Origin of the sequence: Ahrensia sp. R2A130 (genome assembly GCF_000179775.1) — a bacterium.
Lineage (GTDB): Bacteria > Pseudomonadota > Alphaproteobacteria > Rhizobiales > Rhizobiaceae > Pseudahrensia.
Genome location: NZ_AEEB01000017.1, coordinates 496264 through 512998, shown reverse-complemented (window position 1 = coordinate 512998; position 16735 = coordinate 496264). Strand labels below are relative to the sequence as shown.

Below are 16735 nucleotides of genomic sequence, written 5' to 3'. Positions count from 1 at the left end.
TTTGCAAAACGGGAGCTGTTTTTAGAATTTTGTTGCGAACCGTTCGCAAATACCTACCTGTAATTTGGTTGACCAAAGACGGTGGCATCGAGGTGATGCCCCGAACGGTGGCCGCAATGACAGGAGACGCGCATGGCTCGTCCAACCTTCACCCCAGAAAATCACTCAAATAAAGGCCCGAACAGGCGCACAGTGCTAACCGGAACGGTGGCAGCTTTGGCGGCCAGCGCGTTAACGCCCGGCCTTATGGGTTCCGCCCACGCGGCTACTGGACTATCGGCATCCGGCCCGGTTGCAGGCAAAAACAGCGCCCTGTGCGTTGCCCATCACAAGGAGTTATCCGCTCACCTGCGAACGATCCTCAACTCGGCCTATGTTGACGAGCGGATGAAGAACAAAGTTCTTTCAACTTCGAAGTGCCCGCACTGCCAAGTGGCTATTCGCCCGGCAGATATGGACAAGGCTGCTTTCACCGCCCTTGCATGACAGAAAAGGGCAGCCGGTTTCCCGACTGCCCTTTCGAATTACAGGCTGACATAGCGCTGGAGTCGCTATGTCAGCCAATCTCTATGTGGATGCGACATCAATGCTCGCCATTGAGTCATTTGCAGGAGCAACATCTGCTTGCGGAGCGGAAAGCGAAATCGAAATTCCTACGAATGCGGCTGCAATGATGGCGGATAGTTTCATTTTCTGGCTCCCTTGCCTGCGTTCTGCTCAGTAAAGACATTGCCGGACATTTCGTTCCGAATATTTTGTTCAGTTCGTTGCTGCGACCATCGTGTATGGATCGCCAGATGACTGCGGGTCATCAGCGCTAGCGTTAGGGCCGGAAAGACCAATCATCAGGCCGACGATAGCTGCGACGAAGAGTGTGGAGAGTTTCACGGGCTTGTCCTTTCAGCCTTTGCTTCGATGCGTCACCATCGCTCGACGCGACCCGTTTGTATGTGTGATAAGACACAGAACGAACCATGTACGTAATCATGCGTTCATCTCTTCATGTGTGGACCGGCGGGTCTGCCGACCTTTTGATATGAATGCGCGAAAGCCGCATAATTCGAGGCTCTATGGCTGATAGTAAGAAAACCGAACCCAAGACCGGCTTTGAAGAATCACCGCAGGCACCGTTCGAGGGCGCGCCGCTTTCCGGTGACGTTTCGTCTTGGGCTGCAGAAATCGCCGCTGAAAGCGATACCAATCCGCAGGGGTTTCGCGAATCTGTGGCCGAAGAGGCGGAGCGCGCCGCACGCGAGGACAAGGCTGCCAAATATCGCGCCAAAGTGGATGCCAAGGCACAAGCTAAGCCCAAGAAAGGCGATAAGGTCGGCACCAAGCGCACCGGTGGCGGTACGATCATCGGGGGTTCCAACGATGTGAAAGAGCGCGTCGCAGCGGGCCTGAACCCCATCGCAGGTTTGGATGTTTCTGCCGAAGAAGCGCTGGAAATGGCGTCGACCTCCGGCGTTACCGCAACCGTGCAGGCGCTTTCGGAGCTCATCGAACACGGACGCGACGAGATGAAGGGCGACATCTGGGTGCCCCACCGCCCGGACCGGCCCGACAAAGACCCCGACCAGAAGCCGTTCACGGTCGTGAGCGAGTTCGAACCCAAGGGCGACCAGCCGACGGCGATCAAGGAGTTGGTTGGCGGGTTGAAATCGGAAGCAGGCTCCAACCAGGGCGGCGAACGAACGCAGGTGCTGTTGGGCGTCACCGGGTCGGGCAAGACCTTCACCATGGCCAAGGTCATCGAGGAGACCCAGCGCCCTGCCCTCATCCTTGCGCCCAACAAGACGCTGGCCGCGCAGCTTTACGGTGAGATGAAGAGTTTCTTCCCAGACAACGCGGTGGAATATTTCGTCTCCTATTACGACTACTACCAGCCGGAAGCCTATGTGCCGCGCTCGGACACCTTCATCGAGAAGGAATCCAGCGTGAACGAGCAGATCGACCGGATGCGCCACTCGGCCACCCGCTCGTTGCTGGAGCGTGACGATACCATTATCGTGGCATCCGTGTCGTGCATCTACGGTATCGGGTCGGTGGAAACCTACACCGCCATGACCTTTCAGATGAAGATCGGCGACACGCTGAACCAGCGCCAACTGCTGGCCGACCTCGTGGCGCAGCAATACAAGCGGCGCGATGCGGATTTCCAGCGCGGCTCGTTCCGCGTGCGGGGCGATACGATCGAAATCTTCCCCGCTCACCTTGAAGACCGCGCATGGCGCATCAGCCTGTTCGGTGACGAGATCGAGACGATCACGGAATTCGACCCGCTGACGGGCCAGAAGACCGACAATCTCAAGAGCGTGAAAATCTACGCCAACAGCCACTATGTCACCCCGCGCCCGACGCTTAATCAGGCCGTCAAAGAGATCAAACTCGAACTGACATGGCGGCTGGAGGAACTCACTCGCGCCGGTCGCTTCCTCGAAGCACAGCGCCTCGAGCAGCGGGTGAAATTCGACATCGAGATGATCGAGGCCACCGGATCCTGCGCCTCCATCGAGAACTATTCGCGCTATCTCACCGGCCGCAAGCCGGGCGAGCCGCCGCCCACGCTGTTTGAATACCTGCCCGACAATGCGTTGGTGTTTGCCGATGAATCCCACGTCACCATTCCGCAGATCGGCGGCATGTATCGTGGTGACTTCCGGCGCAAGGCAACGCTGGCTGAATACGGTTTCCGCCTGCCGTCCTGCATGGACAACCGCCCGCTGCGTTTCGAGGAATGGGACGCCATGCGCCCGCAGACCATCTGCGTGTCCGCCACACCGGGCGGTTGGGAGATGGAGCAGGCCGGCGGCGTGTTTGCCGAACAGGTTATCCGCCCCACCGGCCTCATCGATCCGCCGGTGGAAATTCGCACGGCCAAGACGCAGGTCGATGATGTGGTGGACGAGATCAAGCAGGTTTCCGCGCAGGGGTATCGCACCCTCGTCACCGTGCTGACCAAGCGCATGGCCGAAGACCTGACGGAATACATGCACGAACAGGGCATCAAGGTGCGCTACATGCATTCCGACATCGACACGCTGGAGCGCATCGAGATCATCCGCGACCTGCGGCTGGGCGCCTTCGACGTGCTGATCGGCATCAACCTGCTGCGTGAGGGTCTCGACATTCCCGAATGCGGGCTGGTGACCATTCTTGACGCCGACAAGGAGGGCTTTCTGCGCTCCGAAACGTCACTCGTGCAGACCATCGGGCGCGCCGCGCGCAACGTCGATGGCCGCGTGATCCTCTATGCCGACCGCATTACCGGCTCCATGGAACGCGCCATGGCCGAGACCGACCGCCGCCGCGAGAAGCAGGAGGCCTATAACGAGAAGCACGGCATCACTCCGGCCAGCATCAAGCGCGATATCAGCGATATTCTGGGCAGCGTTTACGAAGGCGACCATGTGCGCGTGGATGCGGGCCTTGCGAAAGAAGGCGCGCTGGTGGGCAACAACATGAAGGCCCATCTGGCCGCCATGGAAAAGGACATGCGCGACGCCGCCGCCGACCTCGATTTCGAAAAAGCCGCCAACCTGCGCGACGAGATCAAGCGCCTGCAGGCCATCGAGCTGGAAATCGCCGACGACCCTCTGGCCCGCAACCCCGGTATCGAAAACACCCGCAGCAGCCGTGCCAACACCGCCAAACGCGGCAAGGTCGGTGGCCGCGCCACGGACAACACCGACAAAAACGCCAGCCTGTTCAAAAAACCGGAACTCGACGAGATGACCGTCGGCAGAACCGAAAAACCAGTGGGCGGCGCAGTGCCGGAGAAAAGACCATTACCGAGGAGTACGACCGGAAAACCGGGTCAACGCGGTGGGTTCAAGGCGAATAAGCGGGGGCGATGAATGTGCTCTAGATTGGCAAAACCTCAAGGCGCTAATTATTCTCTTGCAAAATTTGATCCAAGTAGATTTGGCGAGTTGGAATATCTGTCGAAATTCTGAAAACTTTTCCAAATTTTTTAGAGATGACTTTCTAAACTGAGAAATTTTCAACATTGCATTGAGGTAATGTGCGTTTTACAGTTTTTAAAAATCTTTCTGATTGCTTCGATAATGGACGACAAAAAATTTCACTCAATTGAGAACGCACCATCTTTCGGAGACTCCAGGAGGTTACTCGAGGCCCTTCTCGAAGAACAACAAGAAAAAACAAAGTCTGGTTCTGAAAAGGCCCTGAAAAAATTTAAAGTTGCTAAAATTTTGACTTTTTCAGTCGCCTTTATTTGCATATCTATTTTCATAGAACTGGTTGCTAAAATCCCTCAAGAGGATAGTTTTTTTGGAAACCCCGCCTTTTTTCTGTTCAAGTCGGAGTTCTGGGCTTCATTAACTAAGGAGATCGGATTTGCTACCCTTATCGCCGCCACAATAATCTATTTTGTGGAAGCAAGACATAGAACTGACACGAATGTAAGTCATGACGCCGCACTACTCACTCTTATCGAGACTGCGCAAAGTTCTTCGGAAATGGTAAGGCAAGATGTTTTTGACTCAGTTCTGAGACGTCAAATACCCGACAAAGTGCTCGATCATATTTTGGACTCCATTTTTTCGACGCGCTTTTCGCGAAGAGACATGAAACTGCAGTACGAGTTGTCGCCGCTTTCAGCACTTGGATCGGCGCATCTTCCCGAAGGTAAAACCATATCTAATAAATTTGACTCTACATATATAAAGCTTGTGACTACTATGTCGTATAGCATCGTGAACCATACAGACGTAGACTTGGTTTGCCCTATTGATCTGATGATTCCTGTTACAAATATTAACGACCTTAAACCTGTCTGTAGAATTAACTCTGGAATGTTAGATGGCGACCTATTGTCTGACGACGAAATTTCCGACGCTTTTAAACGGGCGCAAACCGCTGGTGTTGATGTGGCATCGCACAGAGCTTATCAATTTGTTCGAAATGTTGAACGAAAATCCGAACTTAGAGTCAGGTTTGAATTCACGCTGATTAAAGAATTTTCCGACAATGAACTTTGGACCAGCCTTTATCCATCGGAGGATTTGGAAGTGGTTGTGAACAACCTAGTCGACGGTATCGAGTGGTCGATCGACGATCTTTTGCATGGTTCTTTGAAAGAGATATTGGGTAGCCCAGATAAAATTTTTGGACGAGGCTCCCACTCATTTGTTAGTGACGTGGCTGTCTTACCTCATCAAGGGATAAATCTTTGGTGGAGGTCGAACACAGGTGCGGCTAACGTCGGAAAATCAGCGGAAATTTTAGTGGACGTCAAACCGGCGGGGCGAAAAAAAGCCGAGCCAAAAATTCGTCATGTTTAAGCAAATCTTTAAGGCTGGTTTTTGGGTTAACCATTTACTCACCATGTGTTTGGTGACAACCTAGAATTGTCGATATCGGATCAACGCGGTGGGAGCCATTAATTATTTTCACCGATAGTTGTTGTAATCACTTGTCGATAGAATTATTTTCGTATCACAACGTCAAAAAGCCGAATTGAGGATGATCCATGAAGAATTTTTCCAAACTAGCAGCTGTTAAGTTGGGTGATGGGGGTACTTCGGGTTAGTCGAAGACAAAAATTTGAGAAAAAGGAGTTCCAAGAAATTGGACCTCCTTTTTTTTTGGGGATATTTGCCGGATTACGAAGGCTTTCTCAGTGGGGCCGCCCTCGAAAAGCGGCGTTTTGGTGGGAAGGGCAGGCACCCGCTTGGGGAGTGTCGCAGCTTCTCCGGATCGGGAACCGCATAGCTTCATCCGTCCGGTGCATGACAATGAGGGTTCGGGTGCATTCGTAGATGCCGCGTACTTCCGCTCATATCGCCGAACATGCTCTCCGCATCCAGCAATCTCGCCGGACCTGGGAGACATAGATATATCTGTAGCACGCATAACTTAAATCATTTCTTCCTCTAATATGAACTTCGAAGATGCCACGGCGAAGGGTATCGAGCGGGCTTGTTTCACGCAGAAGGGCGTTCAGGGGGGCTTCGGTCAAGGACCAGAAGATTACGATCAACGATCGAAAAATCACCGAATACCGCGTCAGGCTTAAGGTCACTTTCATTCTGAACGACTGACTTCGCCATTTGACTGTTCTAAACATCTACGGGGCCGTTCGTGACATTTGCTGCGCGGCCCTGTTATCGCTTTATCTGCGCAGTCGTGTCTGCGCGGGCGGCGCTCAATTTGTTAGGGCGCAAAATTCTATCCCCGCCCCCTTTGCCATCTCTTACCCTGTCCATCGCTTACCCCATGGGGCCGCTTTCGCGAGGCGTTGCTTATGGTGGGGGGAGCCGGTGCCGGTTTGTGGGGTTGCAGCCTTTTCGAACCGGGGACCGCAGGGTGTCGCCCGTCCGACCGTTAAGGTCGGGCTGCCGGGTGCGCGCGCAGCTTTTGTCGGCAGGTGAGAACCTTTCCGGCAAGCGGATGGGGTTCGCCCCGCCCGTGAGGAGCAGGGGTTCGCCCTGCTCGACGCAAAGATCGTTCGGCGTACCGTCTTTTTGACGGGGTCGTGCGGCCTGAGCCATTTGTTTCGTGTCATGCGGCTGATGCCGTCTGGCCGGAGCACTGTCTCTTGGAGTCGAGCCAGCGTGCATCACAACGGCCGTAACCCGTTTCATCTCCGCTCCCGTTCATTCGGGAGGCAGGCGGCGATGGGCGGGGGAGCGTGAGACCCGGCCAGTTCGTGCGCTTTGCAAGTGCGAACGGTGTGGTTCGGCGGTGGGTTCGCCCCTCGCCCGATAGCCGCGGGATGCTTTACCGGCATCTGCCTACAGACTAGCCAAGATGTCGATAAAGCATCCCGGCCCTAAACTGTTCTGGCCTTTTGCCTGTCCCGCGCCGTTGTGCGGGCAGCCGCTTTCGCGCGTGCGATTTTCCGCTAATAAATGCGAGGACGCTATGGCTCCCAAAACAAAAGCCGCTCCTGCCGAACCGCAATGCAAATGCAGCGGTTCCCCGTCGGAAAACAGCATCGCCCATCGCCGTGTGGCGCGGTTGCTCGCGGGTGATATGGAAGAGTGCAACACCCGAAAGCTGGTTCAACTGGCGCGGATGTGCCTTCAGGCCGCCATGGACCTCGATCTGCCGCGCCGGTGTTCGCTCGCCAAATGCCGCCGCCACCGCATCTGCCATTTCGATTACACCCGCCGCACCCTGCCCACCGCCGAACAAGACGTATGGGACAACATGGAAAGCCGCGGTCTGCCCCTGTGCATCGCGCGCAATATCGAGGCGTTTCAAGCGTGGTCGAAAGCGGGATAGGCAACGTTCGCCACATTCGCGGGTTGATATGGCGTGGGAGCAATTGTGCTTTCGCCAACATTGGGAGACTTCATCATGTCAGTCGCACGCGTAACGGAAATCATTTCCTCCTCCACCACCAGCTTCGAAGACGCTACAGCCAAAGGCATCGAACGCGCCTGCTCGACGCTCAAGGGCGTGCAAAGCGCGTGGGTGAAGGACCAGAAAGTGTCGATCGAAGACGGCAAGATCGCGGAATATCGCGTCGGGCTGAAGGTGACTTTCGTGCTGAACGACTAAAGCGCCGCGCGTCATTGTACTGGCGCAGACGCTCACGATCATGGCAGAAGGCACGGGATAGTTCACCGCGTATTTTCTGCCATGATTTCGAATTCGCAGCGCCGCATTTTCATCTTGCTGGTGCGGCTTGGAACATTCGCGTTGATCGGACTGTCGGTTTCGGGCTGGTTTCAGGCGGTGCATCCGCTGCTCGATACAGCCAGCCATTTTCGCGTGTTGGCAATGCTGGCGCTGGTGGTCGGTTTGATAGTCTGCCTCTGGGTTCGGCAGCCAGGATGGGCGGTCGCTGCAGGTGTCACGATTGCGATATCGGCCACGCTGACCGCGCCGTATCTTCCAGGCTTCAAACGGGGCTACGCAACGCCGCAGACTGCTGCAAAGTTTGAGCAGTTGGTGGTTGTTCAGATGAATATGCTCTTCAACAATCCGCGGCCTGAAGATGCCGGGGCTTTGTTATTGGGTTCCGATGCCGATGTGATTTTGCTGCAAGAGGTGACGCGGAAGACGGAGGTCATGTTGGATATATTGAAGACCCGCTATCCGCATCAATTGTCGTGTCAGACCGACCGGTTCGGCAGCGTTGCCATAGTTTCCAGTCTACCATTCCTAGACGGCGGGTTGAGAGATTGTTTGAGGCGCGAGGGGTATGCTGCGGCGCAAATCGTCTGGCAAGGAAAGCCGTTCACGCTTGCGACATTTCATTCCCGCTGGCCATATCCTGCCGGTCAGGGGCGGCAAATGGCACGGCTTCGCGGGAGATTTTCGACATTGCCGGAACCCAAAATTCTGGCCGGCGATTTCAATTCAACACCATGGAGCGATGCGGTTCAGCGGGTGGCGCAATGGAGCAGGACAGCGGTACTTTCAGGCTTGATTCACAGTTGGGGGCCAAGGCTCGCGGGGCGCTCCAACGGCAACCCATGGCCGATGCTGCCCATCGACCAAACGATGGTGTCTGATGGTGTAGGACCGGTATCGCGGCAACGGTTGGAGTCCGGCGGCTCCGATCATTTTGCGATCCGCACGGTTGTGGTTTTCGACGCATCGCTCAAGATGGACCGATGACCGAGCACGCTTATCCCCACGAATTGCTGGAATGGTATGCTGAAGCTGGCGTGGATATTGCGTTGGCTGATGAGCCGGTGGATCGTTTTGCCGAGGCGGCACAGGCGTTTGAGGCAGTAAAAAACAAGAAGGCCGTCAGCAAAACGGATGAACGTCAAACGCAACAAGCCCCTGTTGCTGACCAGCAATCCAATCTGCGGGACCAATCGCGCACCAAAGCTGCAACACCGCCTCCCGCAGCAGCACCCGCTCGACCGACTATTCCGGACGGTGCTGCTGTGGAACAGGCCAAGCAGCTCGCTTCAAAAGCCACCACGCTGGATGAATTGCGTGACGCAATACGCGGCTTCGAAGGTTGCAACCTGCGGTATCAAGCGAAGCAGATGGTGTTTGCAGACGGCAACCCGGAAGCTTCCGTTATGCTTATCGGCGAAGCACCAGGGCGCGATGAAGATGCGCAGGGGCTGCCATTTGTCGGCAAGTCAGGTCAGTTGCTTGATCGTATGCTTGCGGCCATCGGGCTGGATCGCAAGTCGGTTTACATCTCCAATGTCATTCCGTGGCGACCAGCCGGAAACAGAACTCCTACGCCTGCGGAGATTGAAATCTGCCGCCCCTTCATCGAACGGCACATAGAACTGGCCGCTCCAAAGTTGCTGGTGCTCGTCGGCGGCTCTTCCGCGAAAGCGATGTTGCGAACGACCGATGGCATCACATCGGTTCGCGGGCGGTGGAAAGATGTGAAGATCGGTGAACGGGAATGGCCTGCACTGCCAATGTTTCACCCGGCATACCTGCTGCGAAATCCGGCGCAAAAACGTCGTGCTTGGCAGGACCTTTTGATGCTCAAGGCCCGGTTGGAAATCGGCGCGGAATAAGCTGCGAATTTAGTGACTGGACACGCACTTCAACCTGTGATCATAGGCGAAATATGAGGGAGTGGTTGCGGCCACTTTCACCCTGCAACCGGTCGCGCGGCATCTGTCGGCGTCGAATTGTAAGATTGGCCGCGCCATGGTGCGTCAGCTTGTTCCGTTCTTTTCGCTTTTTGGCGGAATGATATTTCTCATGATGGGCGGCGGACTACACGCCGTTCTCATTCCTATTCGCGGCCAGCTCGAAGGCTTTGGCACGTTCCAGCTGGGTTGGATCGGTACAGGCTACGCAATAGGTTTTACTTTTGGTTGCTGGTTCATGCCGCACCTCGTGCGCCGTGTCGGCCATGTGCGTACTTTCTCGGCGCTTACGGCGCTGCTCGCTGTTTCAATATTGCTCAATGCGATGTGGGTCGACGCGATCTTCTGGATAGTGTTGCGGGCATTGTCCGGCTTCTGTTTTGCTGGCTGTTACATGGTCGCTGAAAGCTGGCTGAACGAGCGCGTAAGCAACGAACAGCGCGGCCAAATGTTCTCGATCTACGCGATTACCACAATGGTCGCGATGGCGGCAGGGCAGTATTTGCTAATCCTGGCAGAACCGAGCCGTGACCTGTTGTTCATGGTAGGCGCGATCCTGTTTGCGCTTGCGCTTATTCCCACAAGCGTGTCCAAAGCTCAGTCACCGGCACCGTTGAACGAAGCAGAATTGGACGTAAAGGGGCTGTTTTTCAACTCGCCCGCAGCAGCAGTGGGTGCGTTCGCAGCCGGTATCGTATCCTCCACTTGGGGAACTTTTGGTGCGGTCTATGGCCAGCAAGTCGGCATGTCATCGGCAATGATCGCATCTCTTCTTGGTGCTGCTTTGGCGGGGTCTGTTTTGTTCCAGTTCCCGCTCGGGAAACTCTCAGACATGATCGACCGCCGCTATGTGATGGCAATTGCGGGAATGATCGGCATCATCGCAGGCAGTATCATGACGGTGCTAACGCAATCAGCAAGTTTCGATACGCCGTTTTTCATGGCCGTCGTGCTGTATGGTGGAATGATCTACTCAATCTATTCGCTTGCCGTCGCGCTGGCCAACGACCGCGCCGAAGATGATTTCGTCAAGGTCGCGAGCAGCCTGCTGCTGGTCTACGGCATCGGCACGATGGTCGGGCCATTGATGGCCGCGCAGATTATGACGATCATGGGACCGGCTGGCGTTTTCACAACCACCACGATCGCTCATGCCGCGTTTGGTGGCTATGCACTTTACCGAACGTTCCGCTCGGAACGTGTGGCAGAAGATGACCGAGAAGATTTCCAGACCATCGGCTTTGCGCAGAGTGCGACGCCAGAATCGTATGTGTATGACTCAAGAGCGCTGAGCGACCCTTATCAGCTGGAACCTGAGGAAGAGATGCCAGCTATGCCTCCGCCAGTAACGGTGCGGAAGCTTTAGGTACGCGCGCTAAGGAATTTCTGCACGGACTGACGAGACCATTCGCTCTGGTGGCGGCTGGCCGCGCGGAAGCTTTCAACTGCTTTAGCCGTTAGCGCATCACGGGCAGCCAATTCATCCAATGCTTCAACCGTTGCAGCGTGGGCTGCATTGATGATGTCGGACGGATAGTCACGAAGAAGCACACCTTTTTCTTCGACCAAGAGCTTCAAACGCTCGGCGTTCATCCACTCGCTTTCACCGAGGGACAGAATGTTTTCGGCAGCGCATGCAGCTTTCACAATCGCCTGTAGATCGGCTGGCAATGCCGCGAGTGCTTCTGCGGAAACGAGCGCTTCGCCCGTGCCGTTGGGTTCGTGGAAGCCGGGGGCGTAGTAGAATTTCGCAGCCTTGTAGAAGCCCATGGCGAAGTCTGACGAGGGGCCAAGAAATTCAGTGGCGTCGATTGCTCCGGTTTGAAGCGCGGACAGAATTTCGCCCGGCGCAATGGTAACGGGGGCCGCGCCAAGCTTACGCATCACCTCGCCGCCAAGACCCGGCATACGGATTTTCAGGCCTTTCAGGTCAGCAAGGCTGTTCAGCTCTTCCTTGTACCAACCACCCATCTGAAAACCGGTGTTACCGGCCATGAAAGGCTTGATGCCGAAGGGCGCGTAGAGCTCATCCCAGATGGCCTGCCCACCGCCGTGGTCCACCCACGTGATGTGTTCGATAGGCGTGAGGCCGAATGGTCCGGCTGTGAAAAGCGGTGCAGCAGGAACCTTTCCGCCCCAAAACAGCGACGCTGTGTGACCGATATGCGCGGTGCCGTTGGACACGGCTGAAAAGACCTCCAGCGCGGGTACGATCTCTCCAGCCGCATAGAGTTTAACGCGCAACCGTCCACCGGACATTGCCGTAATCGAGTCCGCCAAGCGCTGTGCTGTGACGCCGGGGCCTGGCAGATTTTTGGGCCATGACGTGACCATGCGCCATTCAGTAACGTCTTGCGCTAATGCGGGTGCAGCGAGTGCGACTGCCGGTGCTGCGACGAGGCCTGCAAGCACATTGCGGCGGTTGGTCTTGGTCATATCAGGTGTTCCAGAGGGCGTGAAAATGGTGAACCGGGCCAGCGCCCTGCCCTATATCGAGATCATCGGCAGCGCCAATTGCAGCCGATAGCCATAATTTTGCGGCGTGAACGGCGTCCGGCAATTCATCGCCCTTAGCCAGTTGTGCAGCGATTGCCGATGACAGGGAGCAGCCTGTGCCGTGGGTGTTTTTCGTGTCGATGAAGGGCGCGCAATACCAGCGGAGCGGTTCACCGCGTATGCCCAACACATCGCAGGCCTCCACCGCATCGCTGTGACCGCCTTTCAGCAGAACGGCATTAGCACCAAGGTCGAGCAAAGCTTCCGCCTGCGCTTCCATCGCGTCGTTGTCGGCGGCAACTTCCGTTTGCAACAACCGGGCAGCTTCGTGCAGGTTTGGCGTGATGAGAGTGACGCGCGAGAAGAGTGTTTCGGCAAGATGCGCGACTGCGGCATCGTTAATCAACGGATCGCCGGACTCGGCCACCATGACAGGGTCCAAGACGGTAGCCTTTGGTTTGTGCTGGTCGATAGCAGCAGCCACAGCGTCGATGATCTCGGGCTTGGACAACATGCCGATCTTCAACGCATTGATTGCCAAATCGGAGAAGACCGCATCAGCTTGTTCGGTGACGAATGCGGGTGGAACATCGTGGATGCCGGTAACGCCAAGGGTGTTTTGCGCCGTTAAAGCGGTGATGACGCTTGCGCCATAAACACCCAGTGCGCTGAAGGTTTTCAAGTCCGCTTGAACGCCCGCGCCGCCGCCGGAATCCGAGCCTGCGATTGTAAGTGCGATGGCGGTCATCGGCGGGATTCCTTGATGATTTTGACTAGATTTTTTGTGACGGCTTCCACGTCGTCTGCCATGAACATGGCGGAGATGATCGCAACGCCATCGGCGCCGTTCGACATGACGTCGGCACAATTCGTTTCGTCGATACCTGCGATTGCACCGACCGGAAGGCGGTGGTCGATCTGCCGGAAGTGGCCTGCGACGGAGGACCAGCCATCAAGACCGATGGCTACCGGATTGTCCTTCGACAACGTCTGGAACACGCCGCCGATGCACACGTAATCCAGCAGATCCACCGGCGCATTCGTGGCGTGGGAACGGTTCTTGATGGTGAGACCGATAATGGCGTCATCGCCCAACAGATCGCGCGCGTCTTGCGTTTCCATATCCGTTTGGCCGAGATGAACACCGTGCGCACCGACGGCCAACGCAACATCAACCCGGTCATTGATCAGCAGCGGTATATCGAAGTCTTCCAGCGCTTCGAGAATGTCGTGGGCGGTCTCGACCATGGTGCGGGTGTCGGAGGTTTTGTCGCGATATTGCAGCAAGGTTGCGCCGCCACGGGCAGCGGCTGCGGCAAGTTCGGGCAATGGGCGGCCATTGGAGCGTGCGGGATCGAGAATGCCGTAGAGGCTGATATCGAGTGCGGTCATGCGAGGCGGGCTCCTGCGATGATGTCGTCTGGCGAGAGGGTGTAGAGTGCGTCCAAAAATGCGGGCACGAAGCTGCCTGGGCCGGTGGACTTCGCTTCCGCTGTGGAACCGGCGAGTCCGTAAAGAACGAGCGCGGATGTAAGTGCGAGATGCTGATTGCGTTCGACAGCGAGAAAGCCAGCCATAACCGCCGACAGAGCGCAGCCCATCGCCGTGACACGATCCATCAATGCGCTGCCGTTACGGATGGTCGCCGCATCATGGCCAACAGCAACATGATCTTCTGCACCAGTCAGGATGAGTGAGACCTCTGTCGAGCTACTGAGCAGCGGAAGAGCCGTTGGCGTCATATGCGCACCAAACAGATATTGGCCTTCAGAAGCGTTGAACCGCATCGCGGTGGGTTTGCGATTGAGCAGGCGTTTTGCAAGTTCGAGACGCGGCGTGGATGCCTGCGCAAATACGGGGTCCAGCAACCACGGCGTGTTGGATTTTTCGGCAACCTTGATCGCTTCATCGATAGCGGCGCGACGCTCATCATCCATGGTGCCGATGTTGATGAGCAGAGCATCCGCCATTGTGACGAAGCCCTGCATTTCGGCGGCGGCAACCGTCATGGACGGCTTCATGCCCACGGCAAGCAATACGTTTGCGGTGAAATTCTGGGCTACAGAATTCGTGATACTGTGAACATGCGGCCGAAATTCACGAACAGCCAACACGCAATCGGCGATAGCTCTCGGGTCGAGTTGAAGGTGCTTTTCCACGATGTCCCATTCCCTCCGCCGGCACGATCCGGATCAGGTTCAAAGAGTTGCCACGAACGGCTCTCAGCCACGGCACGCTTTGCCGATGGCACCTCTATGAGATGACGGGAAAATAGGCGCGCGGACCTGCCCCCGCAAGGGCAAATCGTGCGTTTATATGCGGCTAGGCCGCACGCTGCTTTTCGGCGGCGCGGATGGCGTTCCACATGATGAGCGGCGTGACCGGCATGTCGATATGCTCGACACCGTACGCGCGGTGAAGCGCATCCACGACAGCGTTCATGACTGCAGGGCAACCACCGATCGTGCCCGCTTCGCCTGCGCCCTTAATGCCGAGCGCATTAGTCGTGGACGGCACGTTGCGTGTTTCGAAATGAAAGTTCGGAATGTCCTGAGCGCGGGGCATGCGGTAGTCCATGAAGGACGCCGTGACCAATTGGCCATCGTCGTCATAGACCGTCTGTTCCATAATGCACTGGCCGATGGCCTGCACCACGCCGCCATGCACCTGACCGGCCAGCATGATAGGGTTCACCGTGGTGCCGAAATCATCAACGATTGTGTAGGCGACGACTTCGGTTTCGCCTGTTGTCGGGTCGATCTCGACTTCACAGACATGGGTGCCATTGGGGAATGTCGCTTCGTCCTGCACAAACTCTCCGGTGGCTTCGACGGGCGTGTCGGTGCTGGCGGCAACTTCTGCCAGCGTCATGGATCGGTCGGTGCCGACGATGCAGACCTCGCCTTCCATGAGTTCGAGATCGCTGGCTGCTGCTTCCAACTTGTCGGCTGCGATTTCCTTAATTTTTTCCGCCAGCGCTTCGGAGCCGCGTTTAACCGATACACCCCCGAGCGGGATGGAGCGGGAACCGCCGGTGCCGCCGCCGGTCGCCAACTCATCTGTATCGCCCTGCCGCACGTCAATGGAATCGATGTCGAGGTTCAGCACTTCGGCTGCAAATTGCGCGTAGGCAGTCTGGTGGCCCTGCCCGTTAGATTGGGTGCCTATGAGCAGTCTCACCGTGCCGTCGGTCTGCAATTCCAGCTTGGCAGGTTCGGAGCCAGCAAAGGCGCAGGCCTCGATATAGGTGGACATGCCGATGCCCCGCAATTTGCCTTCCGTCTTTGCGGCGTTTGCGCGGCTGTCGAAATCTCCCCAACCGGCGATCTCCATGCACTTGTCCATATGAGCGGTGAACTCGCCAGTGTCGTAGGTTCGGCCGAACGGTGTTTTGTAAGGCAGCATGTCGGAAGGAATAGCGTTACGGCGGCGAATTTCATCTGGACCGACGCCCATGTCGCGGGCGCATTGATCGACCAATCGTTCAAGCGCGTAGATCGCTTCAGGACGCCCTGCGCCGCGATAGGCATCTGTCGGGGTGGTGTGAGTATAGACGCCGCGAATGTGGAAGGCGCAGGCTTCAATGTCATAAATACCGGTGCCGATTGTTGTGCCAAGCGTCGGGATGTACGGGCCGTAAGTGTGTAGATATGCGCCCATGGCTGCGATCAGATCGACATCGAGCGCCAAAAACCGACCGTCTTCATCCATTGCCATTTTCATGGTCACCACGTTATCGCGGCCATGGGCATCGGCGACAAAATGTTCGGAGCGGTCGCAACGCCATTTCACCGGATGGCCGAGACGCTTTGCAGCGATAAGCGCCAGTGGATATTCACGATATGGGAAGACTTTGGTGCCGAAACCACCGCCGACATCCGGCGTTACCACCCGCAATTTGTCAGGTGATACGTTGAGGCATTGGCCCGCCAGCGCATCGCGCATGCTGTGCACGCCCTGCGAGCCGACGGTAAGCGTGTAGCGATCTTCTTCATCGGACCATTCGGCCACGCAGCCACGGGTTTCCATGTAGTTGCAGATCAACCGGTTGTTGATGAGCTTGAGTTCGGACACGCGGGCCGCGGATTTGAATATCTCGCGTGAGCGGTCTGCATTGCCCATCTCCACCTCGAAGGCGAGATTATTTGGCGTGTCGTCATAGACAAGCACAGCATCGTCGGAGAGCGCAGATTCGGTATCGACCACGGTGGGCAGCATGTCGAAATCGACTTCGATGGCCTCGCCCGCTTCGCGCGCCTGAGCTTCCGTTTCAGCCACCACGAAAGCGATGGCGTCGCCAACATGACGCACCACACCGTCGCAGAGCAATGGAATATCCTTGGTGTCGTGCATGGTGCCATCGACCTGCTTCAGCACCGTCTGGCATTTCAACCCGCCATGACCTTCTATGTCAGCTGCCGTCAGCACCAGCTTAACGCCATCCATGGATGCTGCAGTGTCGCGGTCTTCGATGGTGAAGGTCGCATGGGCGGTGGGCGAGCGCAGAACGTAAGCGTGGAGCGCGCCGTCGCGCTTCACATCATCGGTGTAGTTGCCTTCGCCGGTTATAAAGGCTGCATCTTCCTTGCGAAGAACCGATTGGCCCATGCCGACTTTCTGTCCGAATTTTGGTGGGGTCATGGCGTTCATGGTGGAAGCTCCGCATCATCTACCCGCCCACTGGCGGT

At 56.5% G+C, this 16735-nt stretch carries 16 protein-coding genes and 1 riboswitch; of the genes, 9 read left to right on the top strand and 7 right to left on the bottom strand.

The window, feature by feature from the left end; translation table 11 throughout:
- Window positions 1-132 precede the first annotated feature (132 nt).
- Complete coding sequence (locus R2A130_RS11655) at window positions 133-486, top strand: hypothetical protein (RefSeq protein ID WP_009758262.1); 354 nt, start codon at window positions 133-135, stop codon at window positions 484-486.
- Between the two features lie 81 nt (window positions 487-567).
- Here R2A130_RS11655 and R2A130_RS19020 read toward each other — a convergent pair whose 3' ends face one another.
- Both R2A130_RS19020 and R2A130_RS19015 read right to left on the bottom strand, forming a co-directional pair.
- Window positions 568-690, bottom strand: a complete 123-nt coding sequence (locus R2A130_RS19020) for a hypothetical protein (protein ID WP_009758261.1) — start codon at window positions 688-690, stop codon at window positions 568-570.
- Window positions 691-759: 69 nt separating this feature from the next.
- Window positions 760-888, bottom strand: coding sequence for a hypothetical protein (locus R2A130_RS19015; protein WP_009758260.1), 129 nt, complete (start codon window positions 886-888; stop codon window positions 760-762).
- 182 nt (window positions 889-1070) lie between these two features.
- On the opposite strand from R2A130_RS19015, the gene uvrB reads away from it, so the two are divergent.
- The 8 genes from uvrB (at window position 1071) to R2A130_RS11620 (ending at window position 10917) form a co-directional block, all read left to right on the top strand.
- Window positions 1071-3857, top strand: coding sequence for an excinuclease ABC subunit UvrB (gene uvrB, locus R2A130_RS11650; protein WP_050786129.1), 2787 nt, complete (start codon window positions 1071-1073; stop codon window positions 3855-3857).
- Window positions 3858-4067: 210 nt separating this feature from the next.
- Window positions 4068-5306: a hypothetical protein gene (locus R2A130_RS11645; RefSeq protein WP_156798489.1), complete on the top strand. Its 1239-nt coding sequence runs from the start codon at window positions 4068-4070 to the stop codon at window positions 5304-5306.
- A gap of 609 nt (window positions 5307-5915) precedes the next feature.
- Window positions 5916-6065, top strand: a complete 150-nt coding sequence (locus R2A130_RS18130; RefSeq protein ID WP_371179395.1) for a dodecin domain-containing protein — start codon at window positions 5916-5918, stop codon at window positions 6063-6065.
- 823 nt (window positions 6066-6888) lie between these two features.
- Window positions 6889-7251: a hypothetical protein gene (locus tag R2A130_RS11640; protein WP_009758256.1), complete on the top strand. Its 363-nt coding sequence runs from the start codon at window positions 6889-6891 to the stop codon at window positions 7249-7251.
- A gap of 75 nt (window positions 7252-7326) precedes the next feature.
- The gene (locus R2A130_RS11635; RefSeq protein ID WP_009758254.1) at window positions 7327-7530 is read left to right on the top strand and encodes a dodecin family protein; all 204 of its coding nucleotides are present in this window, start codon (window positions 7327-7329) and stop codon (window positions 7528-7530) included.
- A gap of 81 nt (window positions 7531-7611) precedes the next feature.
- Window positions 7612-8595 carry an endonuclease/exonuclease/phosphatase family protein gene (locus R2A130_RS11630; protein WP_009758253.1) on the top strand — a complete coding sequence of 328 codons (984 nt, stop codon included), beginning with the start codon at window positions 7612-7614 and terminating at the stop codon, window positions 8593-8595.
- Complete coding sequence (locus R2A130_RS11625; RefSeq protein ID WP_009758252.1) at window positions 8592-9473, top strand: uracil-DNA glycosylase family protein; 882 nt, start codon at window positions 8592-8594, stop codon at window positions 9471-9473. The genes R2A130_RS11630 and R2A130_RS11625 overlap by 4 nt, the downstream gene beginning before the upstream one ends.
- A gap of 136 nt (window positions 9474-9609) precedes the next feature.
- Entirely contained in the window at window positions 9610-10917 is a 1308-nt protein-coding gene (locus R2A130_RS11620; protein ID WP_156798488.1) for an MFS transporter, read from the top strand.
- Here the strand turns inward: R2A130_RS11620 and R2A130_RS11615 are convergent.
- From R2A130_RS11615 to R2A130_RS11595, 5 genes are all read right to left on the bottom strand, one after another.
- Entirely contained in the window at window positions 10914-11987 is a 1074-nt protein-coding gene (locus R2A130_RS11615) for a TRAP transporter substrate-binding protein (RefSeq protein WP_009758250.1), read from the bottom strand. The genes R2A130_RS11620 and R2A130_RS11615 overlap by 4 nt on opposite strands.
- A gap of 1 nt (window position 11988) precedes the next feature.
- Complete coding sequence (gene thiD, locus R2A130_RS11610) at window positions 11989-12795, bottom strand: bifunctional hydroxymethylpyrimidine kinase/phosphomethylpyrimidine kinase (RefSeq protein ID WP_009758249.1); 807 nt, start codon at window positions 12793-12795, stop codon at window positions 11989-11991.
- The gene (gene thiE / locus R2A130_RS11605) at window positions 12792-13439 is read right to left on the bottom strand and encodes a thiamine phosphate synthase (RefSeq protein ID WP_009758248.1); all 648 of its coding nucleotides are present in this window, start codon (window positions 13437-13439) and stop codon (window positions 12792-12794) included. Before thiE ends, thiD begins: the two co-directional genes overlap by 4 nt.
- Window positions 13436-14206 carry a hydroxyethylthiazole kinase gene (gene thiM, locus R2A130_RS11600; RefSeq protein ID WP_009758247.1) on the bottom strand — a complete coding sequence of 257 codons (771 nt, stop codon included), beginning with the start codon at window positions 14204-14206 and terminating at the stop codon, window positions 13436-13438. Before thiM ends, thiE begins: the two co-directional genes overlap by 4 nt.
- Window positions 14200-14312: riboswitch (TPP riboswitch) on the bottom strand. (Overlaps the previous gene by 7 nt.)
- 57 nt (window positions 14313-14369) lie before the next feature.
- Entirely contained in the window at window positions 14370-16697 is a 2328-nt protein-coding gene (locus tag R2A130_RS11595) for a xanthine dehydrogenase family protein molybdopterin-binding subunit (protein WP_009758246.1), read from the bottom strand.
- Window positions 16698-16735: the final 38 nt, after the last annotated feature.